This window comes from Streptomyces sp. NPDC022552, from assembly GCF_055561875.1.
This window is the reverse complement of the sequence record NZ_JBVHGJ010000003.1, coordinates 531254-549351: the sequence shown is the minus strand read 5'-3', so window position 1 is coordinate 549351 and position 18098 is coordinate 531254. Positions and strand designations below refer to the sequence as shown.

14 protein-coding genes are annotated in these 18098 nt (G+C 72.1%); 10 read left to right on the top strand and 4 right to left on the bottom strand.

All coding sequences use genetic code 11. From position 1 onward, the window contains the following. Window positions 1–31: 31 nt before the first annotated feature. From ACZ3OF_RS12280 to ACZ3OF_RS12270, 3 genes are all read left to right on the top strand, one after another. Complete coding sequence (locus ACZ3OF_RS12280) at window positions 32–1657, top strand: serine/threonine-protein kinase (RefSeq protein ID WP_361667672.1); 1626 nt, start codon at window positions 32–34, stop codon at window positions 1655–1657. 146 nt (window positions 1658–1803) lie between these two features. Then, window positions 1804–3432, top strand: coding sequence for a succinic semialdehyde dehydrogenase (locus ACZ3OF_RS12275; RefSeq protein WP_467304323.1), 1629 nt, complete (start codon window positions 1804–1806; stop codon window positions 3430–3432). A gap of 44 nt (window positions 3433–3476) precedes the next feature. Further along, entirely contained in the window at window positions 3477–5291 is a 1815-nt protein-coding gene (locus ACZ3OF_RS12270; RefSeq protein ID WP_467304321.1) for a GMC oxidoreductase, read from the top strand. A 668-nt stretch (window positions 5292–5959) separates the two neighbouring features. Here the strand turns inward: ACZ3OF_RS12270 and ACZ3OF_RS12265 are convergent. Beyond that, window positions 5960–6250, bottom strand: a complete 291-nt coding sequence (locus ACZ3OF_RS12265; RefSeq protein ID WP_467304319.1) for a chorismate mutase — start codon at window positions 6248–6250, stop codon at window positions 5960–5962. A 326-nt stretch (window positions 6251–6576) separates the two neighbouring features. Here ACZ3OF_RS12265 and guaA point away from each other — a divergent pair, with 326 nt between their 5' ends. The 4 genes from guaA to ACZ3OF_RS12245 all read left to right on the top strand — a co-directional run bounded on the left by guaA (window position 6577) and on the right by ACZ3OF_RS12245 (window position 11245). Beyond that, complete coding sequence (gene guaA, locus ACZ3OF_RS12260; protein WP_361667680.1) at window positions 6577–8178, top strand: glutamine-hydrolyzing GMP synthase; 1602 nt, start codon at window positions 6577–6579, stop codon at window positions 8176–8178. Window positions 8179–8339: 161 nt separating this feature from the next. Beyond that, entirely contained in the window at window positions 8340–9128 is a 789-nt protein-coding gene (locus ACZ3OF_RS12255) for a class II aldolase/adducin family protein (protein ID WP_467304317.1), read from the top strand. Window positions 9129–9294: 166 nt separating this feature from the next. Beyond that, entirely contained in the window at window positions 9295–10524 is a 1230-nt protein-coding gene (locus ACZ3OF_RS12250; protein WP_467304315.1) for a hypothetical protein, read from the top strand. Window positions 10525–10612: 88 nt separating this feature from the next. Further along, a complete protein-coding gene (locus tag ACZ3OF_RS12245) occupies window positions 10613–11245 on the top strand; it encodes a DoxX family protein (RefSeq protein WP_361667688.1) in 633 nt (210 codons plus the stop codon). A gap of 156 nt (window positions 11246–11401) precedes the next feature. On the opposite strand, the gene ACZ3OF_RS12240 is transcribed toward ACZ3OF_RS12245, so the two are convergent. Then, window positions 11402–12754: a PspC domain-containing protein gene (locus tag ACZ3OF_RS12240; RefSeq protein ID WP_467304313.1), complete on the bottom strand. Its 1353-nt coding sequence runs from the start codon at window positions 12752–12754 to the stop codon at window positions 11402–11404. Between the two features lie 171 nt (window positions 12755–12925). On the opposite strand from ACZ3OF_RS12240, the gene ACZ3OF_RS12235 reads away from it, so the two are divergent. Together ACZ3OF_RS12235 and ACZ3OF_RS12230 are read left to right on the top strand one after the other, a co-directional pair. Further along, window positions 12926–14194, top strand: a complete 1269-nt coding sequence (locus ACZ3OF_RS12235) for a PspC domain-containing protein (protein WP_361667695.1) — start codon at window positions 12926–12928, stop codon at window positions 14192–14194. Then, window positions 14191–14898, top strand: coding sequence for a response regulator transcription factor (locus tag ACZ3OF_RS12230; protein WP_361667697.1), 708 nt, complete (start codon window positions 14191–14193; stop codon window positions 14896–14898). The genes ACZ3OF_RS12235 and ACZ3OF_RS12230 overlap by 4 nt, the downstream gene beginning before the upstream one ends. A 79-nt stretch (window positions 14899–14977) precedes the next feature. On the opposite strand, the gene ACZ3OF_RS12225 is transcribed toward ACZ3OF_RS12230, so the two are convergent. Continuing rightward, window positions 14978–16063, bottom strand: coding sequence for a C40 family peptidase (locus ACZ3OF_RS12225; protein WP_361667699.1), 1086 nt, complete (start codon window positions 16061–16063; stop codon window positions 14978–14980). A gap of 345 nt (window positions 16064–16408) precedes the next feature. Between ACZ3OF_RS12225 and ACZ3OF_RS12220 the strand changes: the two genes are divergently transcribed. After that, a complete protein-coding gene (locus ACZ3OF_RS12220; protein WP_361667700.1) occupies window positions 16409–16762 on the top strand; it encodes a hypothetical protein in 354 nt (117 codons plus the stop codon). Window positions 16763–16787: 25 nt separating this feature from the next. Here the strand turns inward: ACZ3OF_RS12220 and ACZ3OF_RS12215 are convergent, their stop codons facing one another. Beyond that, on the bottom strand, window positions 16788–17963 hold the full coding sequence (locus ACZ3OF_RS12215; protein WP_361667702.1) for a C40 family peptidase: 1176 nt from the start codon (window positions 17961–17963) through the stop codon (window positions 16788–16790). Between the last annotated feature and the right edge of the window lie 135 nt (window positions 17964–18098).

The following is an 18098-nucleotide window of genomic DNA, read 5'->3' as shown; positions in this document are numbered from 1 at the left end:
ACCTGGCATCCGAAGGAACAGGCGGGGGACAGTGGAACATTCTCAGGGTGCGGACACGGCCGCGGGGCTTCTGCTCGCGGGGCGGTACAGGCTGGGCGAGGCCATCGGCCGTGGCGGCATGGGCAAGGTCTGGCGAGCGCACGACGAAGTGCTGCACCGGGTGGTGGCGGTCAAGGAGTTGACGGCGGGTCGGTTCGTGGCCGAGGCCGACCGCCTCGTCCTGCACGCCCGTACGCAGAAGGAGGCCCGCGCCGCCGCGCGGATCACCCATCCCGGTGTGGTCACCGTGCACGACGTCCTGGAGCACGACGACCGCCCGTGGATCGTCATGCAGTACGTCGACGGGCCCTCGCTCGCGGACGCCGCGAAGGAGGCCGGCACGATCGAGGCCCGCGAGGCGGCCCGGATCGGCCTGCACGTCCTGGGCGCCCTGCGCGCCGCGCACGCCGCGGGAGTCCTGCACCGGGACGTCAAGCCCGGCAACGTCCTGCTGGCCCGCGACGGGCGGGTGCTGCTCACCGACTTCGGCATCGCGGCCATCGAGGGCGACTCCACGATCACCCGGACCGGTGAACTCGTCGGCTCCATCGACTACCTGGCGCCGGAGCGGGTACGGGGCGGCGATCCCGGCCCTGCCTCCGACCTCTGGTCGCTGGGCGCGACCCTGTACTCGGCGGTGGAGGGGACCTCTCCGTTCCGGCGGACCTCGCCCATCAGCACCATGCAGGCCGTGGTGACGGAGGAGCCGCCGCACCCGGCCAAGGCGGGCGCGCTGGCCCCCGTCATCGTGGCGCTGCTCCGCAAGGATCCGGCGGAGCGGCCGCGCGCGGACGAGGCCGAGCGAATGCTGCTCGACGCCATGGAGGGCCGTTCGCCGCAGGCCGCGCAGGCGTACGTACCGACGCGGCGGGTGGGGCAGGAGGAGCTGGTCTCCGCGACCGCCCAGCTCCCGGCAGATCAGCCCCCCGCTTCCACGGCCACCCCCGTGCCCACCCTCACCGATGGGGCCCGTCCCGCGCGCCCCGAGCCCAAGGGCCGCGGTCGGTGGCTTTCGGCGGCCCTGGCGGCCGTTCTCGCCGGCCTGGTCGCCGGTGGTGCCGTCTTCGCTGCCATGAACTACTCCGGTGGAGGCGGCAAGGCCGTGGACGCCGGTCACAGCACGCAGCCCGAGGTGACGAAGGCCGCCAAGGACGCCCTTCCGGCCGGCTGGCACCGTGTCGAGGACGAGAAGGGCTTCAGCCTGGCGGTACCGAAGGGCTGGAAGCGCCAGACGGAGGGCGACAGCATCGACTACACGCCGGACAACGGACGCCACCGGATCCGGATCAGTGTCGACCCCACTCCCGACTTCGAGAACCCGTACGTGCACGTGCTGGACCTGGAGAAGACGCTGAAGAGGCGGCTCCAGTACAAGCGGATCAAGCTCAACCAGAACACCTACCGCGACCAGGTCCGCTCCGCCCGGTGGGAGTTCACCTGGTACGAGAAGCAGGAGTTCCCGGGCCCGAGACACGCCATCGACCAGCTGTACTTCGCGGACGACGGCACCGAGTACGCCGTGTACATGTCCTCGCCGGAATCGAGCTGGGAGACCACCCGGGAACAGTTCGACGTCGTCCTGAAGCACTGGCGGGCGCCGGGCGAACAGACGGGCTGAGCCAGCCGGATTTCGCACTCCCGGCCGACCGTAAGCCGCTGATCAGGGCTTATGTGCCAGCGATCGCTGGCGCGATTGTGCGTACCCCGTGAAAACGCGTTACCGACGGGTACCCAAAGGGCGGAATGCGCCCTACTCTCGCCCTCATGACGGACTTGCAGGCACCCACCGCCCCGGCCACCGCCGCCCTCGGCACGAACCCCCTCGCGCCCTCGCCGGCCGGTGTCCGTACCGCCGCCGACGTGGTCACCCCCGAGGTGGTCGCCCAGCTCACCCGCGGCGTCGCCGGTTCCGGCCGCACCTGGAACCACACCCCCTTCACCGGGGAGAAGCTGGCCGAGCTGCCCGAGTCCACCCCCGAGGACGTCGCCGAGGCCTTCGCGCGCGCCCGCGCCGCCCAGGCCGTCTGGGCCGCGACCCCTGTCAAGGCCCGCGCGGCCGTCCTGCTCCGCTTCCACGACCTGGTCCTGGAGCGCCAGGGCGAGGTCCTCGACCTCATCCAGCTGGAGACAGGCAAGGCCCGTCTGCACGCCCACGAAGAGGTCCTCGCCGTCGCGGTCGCCGCCCGCCACTACGGCCGCAAGGCCCCCGCCTACCTGCGCCCCAAGCACCACACCGGCGTCGTACCGACCCTCACCAAGGTCACCGAGCTGCGCCAGCCGCGCGGTGTCGTCGGCCAGATCGCGCCCTGGAACTACCCCCTGGAGCTGTCGGTCGGCGACGCGCTGCCCGCCTTCGTCTCGGGCAACGCCGTCGTGATGAAGCCGGACACCGAGACCGCGCTCACCGCGCTCTGGGCCCGTGACCTGCTCATCGAGGCCGGGCTGCCCGCCGAGGTCTTCCAGGTCGTCATCGGCGAGGGCCCGGTCGTCGGCCCCGAGGTCGTCAAGCACGCCGACTACGTCTCCTTCACCGGCTCCACCCGTACCGGCCGCCAGGTCGCCCAGGGCGCCGCGGCCCGGCTCGTCGGTGTGACCCTCGAACTCGGCGGCAAGAACGCCATGCTGGTCCTGAAGGACGCCGACATAGAGAAGGCCGCCGCCGGCGCCGTCCGCGCCTGCTTCTCCTCCGCCGGCCAGCTCTGCATCTCCATCGAGCGGCTGTACGTCCACGAGTCGGTCGCCGACGACTTCGTCGCCCGCTTCGCCGCCCGTACGAAGGCGATGCGTCTCGGCAACTCCCTCTCCTACGGCGCCGACATGGGCTCCCTCGTCGGCGAGCGCCAGCTGGAGACGGTCACGAAGCATGTGGAGGAGGCCGTCGCCAAGGGCGCCAAGCTGGTCGCCGGCGGCGTCGCCCGCCCCGACATCGGCCCGCTCTTCTACGAGCCGACCATCCTCGACGGCGTCGAGGCGCCCATGGCCGTCTGCGCCGAGGAGACCTTCGGACCGGTCGTCTCGATCTACCGCTTCAAGGACGAGGACGAGGTCGTCGAGCTGGCCAACGCCACCCCGTACGGACTGAACTCCTCCGTCTGGACGAAGGACTCGCGGCGCGGCCACGCCATCGCCGCCCGGCTGCGCACCGGCACGGTCAACATCAACGAGGGGTACGCGCCGGCGTACGGCAGCGTCCAGGCGCCGATGGGCGGCATGAAGGACTCCGGGCTCGGCCGGCGCCACGGCTCCGAGGGCATCCTCAAGTTCACCGAGGCCCAGACCGTGGCCCAGCAGCGGCTGATCCCGCTCGCGCCCTCCTTCGGGATGGACGACGAGAAGTACGCCGCGTTCATGAGCCTGTCCCTGAAGGCGATGAAGGCCCTGCGCCTGCGCTGACGCCCCGCCTGCCCGTTCCCGCCCCTTTTCGCACGAGGAGAGCCATGACCGCGGTACCCCCTGCCCAGAATCAGGACGAGGACGACCTGGACTCGGCGTACGACTACGACGTCATCGTGGTCGGCTCCGGGTTCGGCGGCTCGGTCACGGCCCTGCGCCTGACCGAGAAGGGCTACCGGGTCGGCGTCCTGGAAGCGGGCCGCCGCTTCACCCGTACCGAACTGCCCAGGAACTCCTGGGACCTGAAGAACTTCCTCTGGGCCCCCGCCCTCGGCCTCTACGGCATCCAGCGCATCCACCTGCTGGGCAACGTCATGGTGCTGGCCGGCGCGGGCGTGGGCGGCGGCTCGCTGAACTACGCCAACACGCTCTACGTACCGCCCACGCCGTTCTTCCAGGACCCGCAGTGGAAGGACATCACCGACTGGCAGGAGGAGCTGGCGCCGTACTACGACCAGGCCAAGCGCATGCTGGGCGTACGGCTCAACCCGACCATGACCCCCTCGGACGTCCACCTCAAGGCGACCGCGCAGGCCATGGGCATCGGCGACACCTTCCACATGGCGCCGGTCGGGGTCTTCTTCGGTGACGGCGAGGACGCCGGGGGCGCGGCCAAGGCGAGGCCGGGCACGGAGGTCGCCGACCCGTACTTCGGCGGCGTCGGACCGTCGCGCACGGCGTGCACCGAGTGCGGCGAGTGCATGACGGGCTGCCGCCACGGCGCCAAGAACACCCTCAACGAGAACTACCTCTACCTCGCCGAGAAGGCCGGCGCCGTCGTCCACCCGATGACCTCGGTCGTCGCCCTGACGGAGGACTCGCGCGGCGGGTACGCCGTGAAGACGCTGCCCACGGACGACAAGAAGAAGGGCAAGGGCCGGACGTTCACGGCGCCACGGGTCGTCGTCGCGGCCGGTACGTACGGGACGCAGACGCTGCTGCACCGGATGAAGGACACCGGGCTGCTGCCCCGGATCTCCGCCCGGCTCGGCGAGCTGACCCGTACCAACTCGGAGGCGCTGGTCGGCTCGCAGACCACCGACCGGCGCTACCGCAGGAAGCACGGCGCGGCGAAGGTCGACTTCACGCGCGGCGTCGCGATCACCTCCTCGATCCACCCGGACGAGAACACCCACATCGAGCCGGTCCGCTACGGCAAGGGCTCCAACGCCATGGGCGGCATGACGGTCCTCCAGGTGCCCTACGGCGCGCATCGCGTACGGAACTGGCTCCTGGAGATGGTCAAGCACCCCACCCTGGCCCTCCGCGCCCTCTCCAACCGCCGCTGGTCGGAGCGGACGATCATCGGTCTCGTCATGCAGTCCCTGGACAACTCCCTGACGACCTACCGCAAGCCGGGCGGCGTCGGAAAGGGCCTGCTCACGGCCCGCCAGGGACACGGCGCGCCGAACCCGAACCAGATCCCCGAGGCGACCCGCGCGGCCTCCCTGCTCGCCGAGGAGATCAACGGCTTCGCCGGCTCCAACATCGGCGAGCTGATGGGCACCCCGCTCACCGCGCACTTCCTGGGCGGCTGCCCGATCGGCGCGGACGCGGAGACCGGTGTCATCGACCCGTACCACCGGCTCTTCGGTCACCCGGGCATCTCGGTCGTCGACGGGGCGGCGGTCTCCGCCAACCTCGGCGTCAATCCGTCGCTGACGATCACGGCGCAGGCGGAGCGGGCGATGTCGCTGTGGCCGAACAAGGGCGAGGAGGACCCGCGCCCCGGCCAGGGCGAGGCGTACGTCCGCGTCGCGGCCGTCGCCCCGAAGTCCCCGATGGTTCCGGCGGACGCCTTCGGCGCGCTGAAGCTGCCGTTCCTGGGGATGCCGGCGGTCCCGCCGAAGAAGGCGTAGCCGGGTCCGGACGTGGAAGAGGCGCTGCACCCCCCTCCGAGTGCAGCGCCTCTCCAGCTTCTGGGTGGTGCTGCATACATGACCTGTGTCCAGAGGGATTGGTTGTAGGCGATCGGAGAATTCTTGATGTGACGCGCGTCACGTGGTCCGGAGGGTGCCGTTCCCGGGCAGCGCAAGGGCCCCGTGGCGCGATTCCGGTCGCGGCACGGGGCCCTTGGCGATCGGCACCGGTGTCAGGGCAGCGGCGGTGCCGGGGGAGCGCGGCGCCCGGGGGTCGCGCCGCGAGGGTGGTGTGGGGTGGAGGGGACGGGGAGGGGTGGGAGATGTTCGTGCTGGACGGACGTCGGCGCATCCGTCTGGACCGGTTGCGGTCGGCCCCGGGCGTCCCCGGGGCCGACCGCCCTTTCTGGGTGACCGGGCTGCTGTCCCCTGCCGTCCGGTCACGCGCGCTGGGGCGAGGTCCCACGACGTACTTGCGGTACGTCACACGCCCCAGCGAAGCCACGCGTGGTTTTTTCGGGCCCGCCCCTGGCTGGCACGGACACCGGGACCAACGAAGGGGGCCGGGAGGCGGTCACGCGCCGTACGGGTGAGAGCGGGCCCGAACTCAGGTCCGTCACCCCGCCCGCGGGAGGCACCTTGATGCGCGCCCGGACGTGCGCGTGTCCTCAGATACGGCCCCGGCAGAGCTCCAGCATCGTCATCGCCAGCGCCGTGCCCGGCTTGCCCAGCGCGTCCCTGTAGTGGCCGAGCACCTCCATCTCGCGCGCGAGGTTCACCCGGCGGCCGCCGGAGCCGATCCGGGCCTCCTGGATCACGGCCGAGACGGCCATCCGTTCCTGGATCAGGCCGATGATCCGGTCGTCGAGCGAGTCGATCCGCTCGCGCGCGTCACCGATGAGCTCGGCCGCCTCGTCGGTCCGGGCGCCGGTCTTCTCGGTGTGGGTCATCGCGGTCATGGTGGGGCTCCTGTTCTGGTGGGGTGCTGCCCCGGAGCGACAGGGCCCGGAAACGACAGAGCGCCCCGGGCCTTGTCGGCCCGGGGCGCCTGGGAAGTCGCTTGTCAGTTGCTCAAGCAGCACGACCATGGCAGCCGGACGGGCCGGTGCCATAGGTAAAGACGAAGGTCGTGAGCTTGCGCATGCGGACAGTATGGACTCCGCCGCGGGGCCCGGGACAACCCGGGTTCGGATGGTGAGACGAAAAGCGAGCCCGGCGCGCCGGTAGAATCGACAAATAGCCCCCCTTCGGGGGACCCCCTCCCTACCGCCGGAAGGCCGCCGTAGTGTCATCAGCGACTCCCGCTGCCGCGCCCGACGTCACCAACCCGGACGTAGTCCTCGTTGTCGACTTCGGCGCCCAGTACGCCCAGCTCATCGCCCGACGCGTCCGTGAGGCGCGGGTCTACAGCGAGATCGTCCCGTCCACCATGCCGGTGGCCGAGATGCTGGCCAAGAAGCCGAGGGCGATCATCCTCTCCGGCGGCCCGTCCTCCGTGTACGCGGAAGGCGCCCCGCGCCTCGACCGCGCGCTCTTCGAGGCCGGTGTCCCCGTCTTCGGCATGTGCTACGGCTTCCAGCTGATGGCGACCACCCTCGGTGGCACCGTCGACAACACGGGCGCCCGCGAGTACGGCCGTACGCCGCTGCACGTCTCCAAGGCCGGATCGACCCTCTTCGAGGGCACCCCGACCGAGCAGTCCGTGTGGATGTCGCACGGCGACGCCTGCTCCGCCGCCCCCGAGGGCTTCGCCGTCACCGCGTCCACGGACGTCGTACCGGTCGCCGCCTTCGAGAACGACGAGAAGAAGCTGTACGGCGTCCAGTACCACCCCGAGGTGCTGCACTCCACGCACGGCCAGCAGATCCTGGAGCACTTCCTCTACCGGGGCGCCGGCATCGAGCCGACCTGGACGACCGGCAACGTCATCGACGAGCAGGTCGCGGCCATCCGCGAGCAGGTCGGCACCAAGCGCGCCATCTGCGGTCTGTCCGGCGGCGTCGACTCCGCCGTGGCGGCCGCGCTCGTCCAGAAGGCGATCGGCTCGCAGCTCACCTGCGTGTACGTCGACCACGGCCTGATGCGCAAGAACGAGACCGAGCAGGTCGAGAAGGACTTCGTCGCCGCGACCGGCGTCCAGCTGAAGGTCGTCGACGCGCAGGAGCGCTTCCTCGCCGCCCTCGCCGGGGTCTCCGACCCCGAGCAGAAGCGGAAGATCATCGGGCGCGAGTTCATCCGCGTCTTCGAGCAGGCGCAGGCCGAGATCGTCGCCGAGTCGGCGGGCGCCGGCGAGGACGTCGCGTTCCTCGTCCAGGGCACGCTCTACCCGGACATCGTCGAGTCCGGCGGCGGCACCGGCACCGCGAACATCAAGTCCCACCACAACGTGGGCGGCCTGCCCGAGGACCTGGAGTTCGAGCTCGTCGAGCCGCTGCGCCAGCTGTTCAAGGACGAGGTCCGCATGGTCGGCCAGGAGCTCGGCCTGCCGGAGGAGATCGTCCAGCGGCAGCCGTTCCCGGGCCCCGGCCTCGGCATCCGTATCGTCGGCGAGGTCACCAAGGAACGCCTGGACCTGCTGCGCGAGGCCGACGCCATCGCCCGCGAGGAGCTGACGGCCGCCGGTCTCGACCGCGAGATCTGGCAGTGCCCCGTCGTGCTGCTCGCCGATGTGCGCTCGGTGGGCGTGCAGGGCGACGGCCGGACGTACGGTCACCCGATCGTCCTGCGTCCGGTCTCCTCCGAGGACGCCATGACGGCGGACTGGACGCGGATGCCGTACGACGTCCTGGCGAAGATCTCGACCCGCATCACCAACGAGGTCGCCGATGTGAACCGTGTGGTGCTCGACGTGACGAGCAAGCCGCCGGGCACCATCGAGTGGGAGTAGGACCTCCGGTCACTCCCGTAGGCGTGTGAAGCCGCCGCCCCCGTCATCCCGGGGGCGGCGGCTTCGTCGTCTGCGTCGTCTGCGTCGTCTTCGGGCTCCTCGTCGTCTTCGTCGTGTGATCTCTCTGGTCAGTTGTACGGCCCGGCGTTACCTTCCCGCGCATGAGTGATGCACCGGCACCCGTACCCGTCGAGCACCTCCATGTCGCGATGCCGCCCCTCCACGAGACCGCCGACGAGGAGCGGACGTACCGCAAGCGGAGACTCGCGGGCGCGCTCAGACTCTTCGGACAGTTCGGGTACGAGGAGGGCGTCTCGGGTCATGTGACCGCCCGGGACCCCGAGTACGCCGACTGTTTCTGGGTGAACCCCTTCGGCGCGCCCTTCGCCGAGCTGACCGCGAGCGACCTGGTCCTGGTCAACGGGGACGGGCAGGTGGTGCGGGGCAGCGCACCGGTGAACCAGGCGGCCTTCGCCGTCCACGCCCAGGTGCACCGGGCCCGGCCGGACGTCGTCGCCGTCGCGCACAGCCACTCCACCTACGGGCGGGCGCTGGCCGCGCTCGGCGAGCTGATCGAGCCGATCACCCAGGAGGCCTGCGGGTTCTACCAGGACCACGCGCTCTACGACGCGTACACCGGCGTTGCCGTCGACCACGAGGAGGGGCGGCGGATCGCCACCGCCCTCGGTCCGTACAAGGCGATCGTGCTCCGCAATCACGGGCTGCTGACCGTCGGGACCTCGGTCGACGCGGCCGCGTGGTGGTTCATCGCCATGGAACGGTGCGCCCGGGTTCAGCTGACCGCGCGGGCCGCCGGGAAGCCGGTGCCGATCGGGCACAAGGGCGCGGTCGCCACCCGCGAGCAGCTCGGCACCGACCTCGCCGCCTGGATCAACTACCAGCCACTGTGGCGCCGGATCAGCCGCGCCGAGCCCGAACTGCTGTCGTAGAGGTGGCCTTAACTGTCTTTAACTGTCTTTAACTGTCCTTACGTCAATGTGATGACGGTTCAATCACTCTCGCGCGGGGCGCACGGAGCAGGCCGGAGGCTCTTGGGTGCGACACAATTCCCAGTACTCAACGGTCAGTTGACGGGTAGATCGGGAAGTGGGCGCCGTGGCGGTGCAAGAGGCGAGACAGTGCGGTGACCACGCGGGGTGCGCGGAGGGCGGGCGCGCGGGTCACCGGCGAGCGGTCGCCGCCTTCCTCGCCCGACGGGACGAGCTGGCCGCGGGCCAGGGTGTGCCCGCGGCCGTCGCGCACTCGCCGGGGGCCTCGCGGCAGTGGGTCTCCGACGCGCTCGCCCAGTCCGCGCGCGCGGTCGCGGCCCGCGGCCGCGCGGCGGACGACGCATGGCTCCGCCGGGTCCGGTACGCCACGCTCGGCGCCGTCTGGGGCGGGGTCCTCGCCCTGCTCCTCGGTCAGACGCTCACGGCGCTCGGCACCGGCTGGACCGGACCGCGCACGGCCGGGCTCGTCGCCGCGCTCGTCCTCGCCGTCCCGCTCACCCTCGCCGCGCATGCCCACCGCGCGCGCGGCGGCGTCCTCGCCCCGCTGACCGGGGAGGACAACCGGCTCTCCACCTCCCGCGTGGTGGCCGCCGGCTGGCTGCTCCTCACCGTCTACACCGTGCTCTTCCTCGCGCTGCGCCTGGTCACCGGCGCCGAACGGGTCGGCCTCGGCATCCGCCAGGGCGCCGGACTGCTCACCGTCTTCGCGCTGACGGCGGCGGTCGCCGTCGCCACCCGCAGGATCGTGTGGTCCCGTGTCGCGGGGCAGCGGCTGCAGAAGGTCCGGGCCGACCGGCCCCGCGCCGCCGATCTGCTCTGCGACGACGACGGCCGCGCCTGCCTCACCGACGTCGCCCACGTCCTGGTTTCCGGCGCCGTCCTCGTCGTCGCCGCCGTGCGGCTGGGGCGCGCCCCCGACCGGCTGCCCGAGGTGCCGTGGTCCCTCGTACTCCTCGTCGCCGTGGCGGCGGCCGCGTACCTCGCGGCCAAGTTCACGGAGGGCGGCCGGCCCGCGATCCTCTCCGTCGTCCGGTCCCGCGAGGCGGGCGACCTGGATGCCGCGATCCGCATCGGCGACGACATCGAGATCCGAGGGACCGGTTTCGTCCCGGCCGGGGCCTCGGGACCGGACCCGTTGACCCGATTGGTCGTGCGCGTCGGTCCCGTTCACGCGCACGTTCCCCTGGTCCCCGTCCCGGGCGGCTTCGCCAACCCCACGGACACGGTCCTGACCGTTCCGCTGCCGGTCGACGTGGAGCCGGGGCGGGTCGAGGTGTCGGTGGTGACGGCCTCCGGCGTGGAGACCAACCGGGTCACGATCGACGTCGTCGACTGAACCATCCGCGCGTCCTCCACGTATCCACGGGGAGGGGGTCCGGGGACAATCGATTCCGCGGACAGTGGCGTGGAGAGGCAGGCCGACGATGGCACAGCACGGCAATGGAACGTCCGGGGCGCCCGGGGCTTCCGACCCGACCGGTTCGACGGGCTCGACCGGTTCGACCCGTCCGTACGGAGTGCCGGGCGGTGGCCATGGCGGGCGCGGGGGGCACGGCGGCCACGGCGGGTCCGGCCGGTCCGGGGGGCTCACCGCCTGGAAGGCGGCCGCCTCGCGCTATGCGCTGCTGCCGCTGCGCATCTTCCTCGGCGTCACCTTCGTCTACGCCGGGCTCGACAAGCTCACCGACTCCGCCTTCATGTCCGACAGCGGCAGCGGGTCCATCGGCGAGATGATGCGCGGCGTCCGGGACACCTCGGCCATCCCCGCCCTCGTCGACCTGGCGCTCAAGAGCCCCGTCGGCTTCGGCTACGCCATCGCCTTCGGTGAACTGGCCGTCGGCCTCGGCACGCTGGTGGGCCTGTTCGCCCGGGTGGCCGCGCTCGGAGGGGCGCTGATCTCCCTGAGCCTGTGGCTGACGGTGAGCTGGCAGGTCGACCCGTACTACTACGGGAACGACCTCGCCTATCTCATGTCCTGGCTCCCGCTCGTGCTCGCCGGCGCCGCGTACTTCTCGCTCGACGCCGTTCTCGCCGAGCGGCGGCGGCGCACACCGTAGGCGATCCAGGTCGCCACGGCCGCCAGACCCAGGCCGCCGAAGAGGATCGGGATCACTTCGTACCAGGGCGTCTCCCAGGCGTCCGCGGCGTCCCCCGCGTACATCACGGCGAGGGCGAGGGCTGTCGCGCCGACGATCAGCCGGCCCGGCCGGAACTCATGAAGCAGCACGGATGACCTCCACCTGTCCGAGACCGACCTCCAGCGAGAGGTCGACCGTTCCCCCGGGCGCGGTGCCTTCGACGGGGGGCAGCGTCCGCCGCTCGTCGCGGTCGGGCGCGATGTCGATGTCCTCGGGCCGCTGCTGCGGCAGCTGAAGATCACCCAGGCCCACCTGGGCCCGCAGCTTCACCGTGACGTTCTTCGGCACGATCACCTCCAGCTTCCCTGCGCCGACCTCGGCCTCCGTACCGACCGTCGTGCCCGCCGGGACGGCGAGCCGTGACAGATCGAGCGTGCCGACGCCCGTGCCCAGTTCGTACCGGGGCTCCACGGCGGCGACCGACGCCGGTCTCCAGGTCGTACGGACCCACTCCGTGGAGATCTCCTTGGGCAGCGCCGCCGCCACCGCGAGCAGGCCCGCGGTGACCACGGTCAGGAAGAGCGTGCCGAACCCGGTCCGGCCGAGGAAGCTGCTGACCACCAGACCGAGACCGAACACCCCCAGGGCGGCGACCAGTCCGATCTGCAGGCTCGTACCGAGCGGATGCGTCTCCCAGGACAGCCCGGTGCCGAGGCCGCCCGCGAGCATCGCGAGGAGGAGGACCAGGCCGCCGATGGAGCGCGGCCCGCGCCGGACCGCCGACGCCTCCGGCCGTCGCCCGGCCGCCGGGCCGTCCGAGCCCCACTGGCTGCCGGGCACCGGGATCTCCCCGTTCGGGAGCCGGCCGTCCGGCCCCGCGCCGTGCGGGCCCCAGAGGTAGCCGATGGCGACCTTGCCCGTCGAGCCGTCCTTGACGATGGGGTCCTTCCACCAGGAGGGGAACTCCACGAGCGGGGGCGCCTTCGTCTCGGGCGGTGCCTCCGCGACCGCGGCCGCCGTCGCCGCGTCCATGCGGCTCTCGGTGTCGCCCGTGGTGGCCTGCACGCGCCGCTGGGACCAGACCGCCGCGCCGCACACCGCTATCGACAGCATCATCGCGAACGCGAGCATCCCGCCGTTGCGCAGCATCGACAGGAAGACACCGCACCCCACCAGGGCCATCAGCACGGCCGCGAGCGCGGCACCGTCCACCCTGCCCGAGAGCAGTCTGCGGCCCTCGTTCTCCTCCTCGCCCGCGAGCGGCAGGAGCAGCCACGCGAAGCCGTAGAAGATCAGCCCGAAACCGCCGGTCACGGCCAGCACGCCGATCGCGATACGGAAGATCACCGGATCGAGGTCGAAGTGCCGGCCGAGGCCACCGCACACACCGGCCACGACCCGGTGCTGCCGAGAGCGGCGCAGGGGCGCGGCAGGGGGAGCCTCCGCCGGCGGCGGGGCCTCGTGCGAGGAAGGCGTCGAACTCGTCATGCGTCCATGGTGACGGCCGCCGTCCCGCCGCGGCACCGGGGCCGACCCTGGCCCGACCCTGATATTCCGCGGGCGGTCCACCCCGAGAAGTCCCCAGGGGCCGCTTCCTAGGGGCGATCTCAGGGATCGACCCTGATGTACCCGCCCGGCCGCACGTGTGACGATCGGTGCATGCCAGCAGCCGCCCAAGCCACCGAGACCGACGAACCGCCCGTGCGCAAGCTCTACCGCAGCGCCGACGGACGGTGGCTCGGCGGTGTCGCGCGCGGCCTCGCAGGTCATCTCGGACTGCCCGTGGTCTGGGTCCGCGTCCTGTTCGCGGCCCTGCTCCTCGCGGACGGCCTGGGCGCTCTCCTGTACGCGGTGTTCTGGATCGTCGTCCCGCTCGGTGTCGGCGGCCGGAGCGCGCCCCGCCCCGTCTTCGAGACCACCGCCGACGGCAGACGCCGGCTGCGCAAGCCGGACCGGGGCCAGGTCTTCGCCCTGATCGCGCTGGGGATCGGCGCCGCGGTCTTCGCGGGCAACATCAACTGGGGCAATCAGACGGACCGATATGTCTGGCCCACGCTGCTCATCGGGGTCGGCGTCGTCCTCGTCTGGCGGCAGGCGGACAACGCCCGCCGCGCGAGCTGGACCGAGCCGGGCCGCCGCCGGCGCACCCTCCAGCTCGCCCGCGGGTTCGCGGGCGTCGCCCTCGTCGGCATGGGCCTGACGGTCTTCATGGTGGTCCGGGGCTCCGCCGCCCAGCTGGGCACGGCGCTCACCGCCGCGATAGCCGTGCTCACCGGCATCGCGCTGCTCGCCGGGCCGTGGCTGGTGCGGATGTCGCAGGACCTCTCCGAGGAGCGGACCATGCGGATCCGCGCGCAGGAGCGCGCCGAGGTCGCGGCCCATGTCCACGACTCCGTTTTGCACACGCTCACGCTGATCCAGCGCAACGCGGACGAGCCGGGCGAGGTGCGCCGACTGGCCCGCGCGCAGGAGCGGGAGCTGCGGAACTGGCTGTACAAGCCGGAGGGCACGGGCAAGGACGAGAGCGAGGAGCCCGAGACGCTCGCCGAGGCGGTGAAGCGGGCAGCCGCCGAGGTCGAGGACAAGCACGGCGTCCCGCTGGAGGTCGTGGTCGTGGGCGACTGCCCGCTCGACGAGAAACTGGCCGCACAGATGCAGGCCGCGCGCGAGGCGATGGTCAACGCCGCCAAGTACGGTGGCGAGGGAGGGGCGGTGCAGGTCTACGCGGAGGTCGAGGGCCGTACGGTGTTCGTCTCCGTGCGGGACCGCGGCCCCGGCTTCGACCTCGACGCGGTGCCTGCCGACCGGATGGGCGTACGAGAATCGATCATCGGCCGGATGCAGCGCAACGGCGGTTCGGCCCGGTTGCGGTCCGTGCCGGACGGGGGCACCGAAGTGGAGCTTGAGATGGAGAGGGCGGACGGATGAGCGACGAGACCGGGACCGGGACGACGGCGGCACCGACCACGGAGCGTCGGGTGCGGGTCGTGCTCGTCGACGACCACCGGATGTTCCGCACGGGCGTTCAGGCCGAGATCGGCCGGACGGACGTCACGGGTGTCGAGGTGGTCGGGGAGGCCGCCGATGTCGACCAGGCGGTCACGGTGATCACCGCGACCCGCCCCGAGGTCGTCCTGCTCGACGTGCACCTGCCGGGTGGCGGCGGGGTGGAGGTGCTGCGCCGCTGCGCGAACCTGATGACGGCGCCCGAGGACCCGGTGCGGTTCCTGGCCCTGTCGGTCTCGGACGCCGCGGAGGACGTGATCGGGGTGATCCGGGGCGGCGCCCGCGGCTATGTCACCAAGACGATCACGGGCACCGACCTGGTCGACTCGATCTTCCGTGTCCAGGAGGGCGACGCCGTGTTCTCGCCCCGGCTGGCGGGCTTCGTGCTGGACGCCTTCGCCTCCACCGACGCCCCGCCGGTGGACGAGGACCTCGACCGGCTCACCCAGCGCGAGCGCGAGGTGCTGCGGCTGATCGCCCGTGGGTACGCCTACAAGGAGATCGCCAAGCAGCTCTACATCTCGGTGAAGACGGTCGAGTCGCATGTCTCGGCGGTGCTGCGCAAGCTGCAGCTGTCCAACCGGCACGAGCTGACCCGCTGGGCGACGGCCCGCCGACTGGTCTGAGCCTGCGCGCCTCACGCGACGCGCGTCGTGCGGGCGGCCGCGCGCCCGCACGACACGCGCGTCAGGCGGGCGCGCGCCCTCACGAGACGCGTGTCGCTCCCGCGAAGGGCATCTCGTCGATGGGCGCGATCCGCACCGGCGCGCCCGGTCGGGGCGCGTGGATCATCTGGCCGCCGCCGATGTAGAGCCCGACATGGCTGATCCCCGAGTAGAAGAACACCAGGTCGCCCGGGGCCAGTTCGGAGCGGGAGACCCGCTGCCCGGCGTTGATCTGCGTGTACGTCGTCCGGGGCAGCGCCACCCCGGCCGAGCGCCAGGCGGCCTGCGTCAGCCCCGAGCAGTCGTACGCCGACGGCCCCGTCGCGCCCCACACGTACGGCTTGCCGATCTGGTCCCGGGCGAAGGAGATCGCCTGCTCGGCGCGGCTGCTCGGCGCCGTGACCGGACCGCGCGTCCCCGAGGCCCGGTCGGCCCGGGTCCCCGACGTTCCCGTGGAGGAGCCGTCGGCGTCACTCCGCCCCGACCCGGCCGCCGCCGCCTCGTACCGTGCCCGCTCCTCGGCGGTCAGCCGGGCCAGCAGCGAGCGCGCCTCGCCGAGCTTGCCCTGGACGGCCGCCTTCTGCCGCCGCAGATCGGCCTCGTGCCCGCGCAGCTGGGTAAGCCGCTCGTCGGACTCGGCCCGCAGCTGTCTGATCCCGGCGAGTTCCCGCCGCATCGAGGCGATGGTCGCCGCCTGCCGCTGACCGGCCTTCTCGGCCAGCGCGGCGCGCTCCAGATACTGCTCGGGGTCGGAGGTGAGCGCGAGCTGAACGGCGGGGTCGAGGCCGCCGGAACGGTACTGGGCGGCGGCGACGGAACCGAGCCCGTTGCGCGCGGTGTTGAGCCGGTCGGTCCTCCGGGCGGCCTCGTCCCGCAGCCGGTCGAGTGCGTCCCGCGCCGCGTCCGCCTTCTCCTTCGCGCCGTTGTACCTCTCGGTGGCCACCTCGGCCTCCTGGTACAGCCGGTCCACCTTCGCCTTGACCTGGGCGGCGGTAAGCCGGGGCTCGGCGTGCCCGGACCCCTCGAAGAGGGTCGCCGTCGCCGCGGAGGCGAGGGCGAGCGTGGCGGCGGTCCGTGCCGCCTGGCCACCGAGGGGGGAGTTCCTGGGCTTCCGGTGCGATGCCACGAGGGCGGGTCACATCCTCTCCCTGAGGGGGTCGATGCCCACCGGGTCCGGCGATGGACCGCACAGGGGAGACGGCCCACCGCCGGATTCTCGGCGGGGGCGGCCGACTGCCGCCGGGAGACCGACGGTGGTGGGGAGCCGGCCACCTGGGGGAGGACGCTAAACCTGCCCGTCACGGGGCGGCGCGGCCTTGACCGCTATTGGCGCCAGTTGTCCCTTCGGGACCGTTCCCCTCCGGCCGCGGCGACGGGTGGGCCACGCATTCCGGCGCGGGCATGACCGAACGGCCGGAGAAGCCGCACCCGGCCGAACGGGGGTGCTATGGCCACGGTTAGGCTCCGCCCCATGGACGTACTCATCAATGTCTTCGTCGCCCTGCACATCATCGGAATCGCCTCGCTGCTCGGTGGATTCCTCACCCAGATGAAGGCGATGGGCGCGGGTACGGCCCGCTTCACGCCCGCCATGCTCCACGGCGCGCTCACCATGCTGGTCACCGGCGTCGCCCTGGTCGGCCTCAATCAGGCGGACGACCAGAGCGTCAACAACGTGAAGATCGGCATCAAGATGGCGGTGCTCGTCGTCATCCTCGCCCTCGTCTATGTGAAGCGGGACGAGGAGACGGTCGACAAGGGCCTCTTCGGCGCCGTCGGCGGCCTCACGATCGCGAACATCTTCATCGCGACCCTCTGGACCTGACGGCACCGGCGGCACCGGCGCCGGCTCAGGCCGGGCGGACGCCGCCGTAGATCGGCATGTAGTAGATCGACTCCTCGCGGACGTTCGCGCCCGGCTTCGGTGCGTGGATCATCTTGCCGCCGCCGATGTAGAGACCGACGTGGCTGATGTCGTCGTAGAAGAAGACGAGGTCCCCGGGGAGCAGATCGGCCGTCGCGACCCGGGTGCCCACCTCCACCTGGTCCCAGGTGGTACGGGGCAGGTCGACGCCCGCGGCCTTCCAGGCGCCCTGGGTGAGTCCCGAGCAGTCGTACGAGCTCGGGCCGGTCGCGCCCCACACGTACGGCTTGCCGATCTGGGCGCGGGCGAAGGCCATCGCCTTCTCCGCCTTCGCCGCGTACGTCGAGCCGGCCGATCCACCGGTCGATCCGCCGGGCGCCGGCTGCGTCGGCTGCTGCTCCTTCGCCGCCTCCTCCTGCCTGCGCCGCTCGGCCTCCTCCGACTCGGCCCTGGCCTCGGCCTCCGCCTTGGCCCGCGCCTCCGCCTTGCGCCGGGCCTCCGCCTCCCGCTTGCGCTCCAGCTCCGCGAGCCGCGCCTTCTCCTCGGCCGTCAGCCGGGCCAGCAGCGTCCGCGCCTCGCCCAGCTTCCGCTGGACGGTCTGCTTGGTCGTACGGAGCGTCGCCTGCGACTCGGTGAGGGTCTCCAGGCTCTCCGTCGCCTTCGCGCGCTGCTTCGCCGCCGCGACGCGCTTGCCCTCGTACTCCGTCACCGCGCTGCGCTGGCGCTCGGTGAGCCGGTCCATGAGGTGGGTCTGGTCGAAGTACGACTGCGGGCTGTCCGCGAAGATCAGAGCGGCGGTCGGGCCGACGGCCCCCGCGCGGTACTGCGCCGCCGCGTACGAGCCGAGCGCCCGCCGCGACTCGTTGATCTCCTGCGTCCGCTTGGCCACGTCGTCCAGGAGCCCGTCGACCTTGCGACGCTGCTGGTCGGTGGCCTCCTTGGCCCGGTTGTACTCCTGCGTCGCCGTGCCGGCCTGCCGGTAGAGGTCGTCGACCTTCTTCTGGATCTCCTCCACCGTCGGCTTCGACGGGGCGGCGGGTGTCGCCTGGGCGCTCTGCGTGGTCAGCAGCGTGACCCCGGCGAGTGCGGCCGTCGTGACCCCGACGGCGGGGGAGTGCGAACGATTGCTGCGCGGCTTGCGATGGGACGCCAAGACCGGCATCTCCTTCCGTGGCCGCCGAGGGGAACGACCGGCGACAACTGCCGTGGGGCAGGGCCGGTTTCGGCGTGAGCGGCCCGCTCGGCGCGTTTCGCCGTCGGAGCGGACGGGCTGCCTGGGCGAGCACGCTAGCCAACC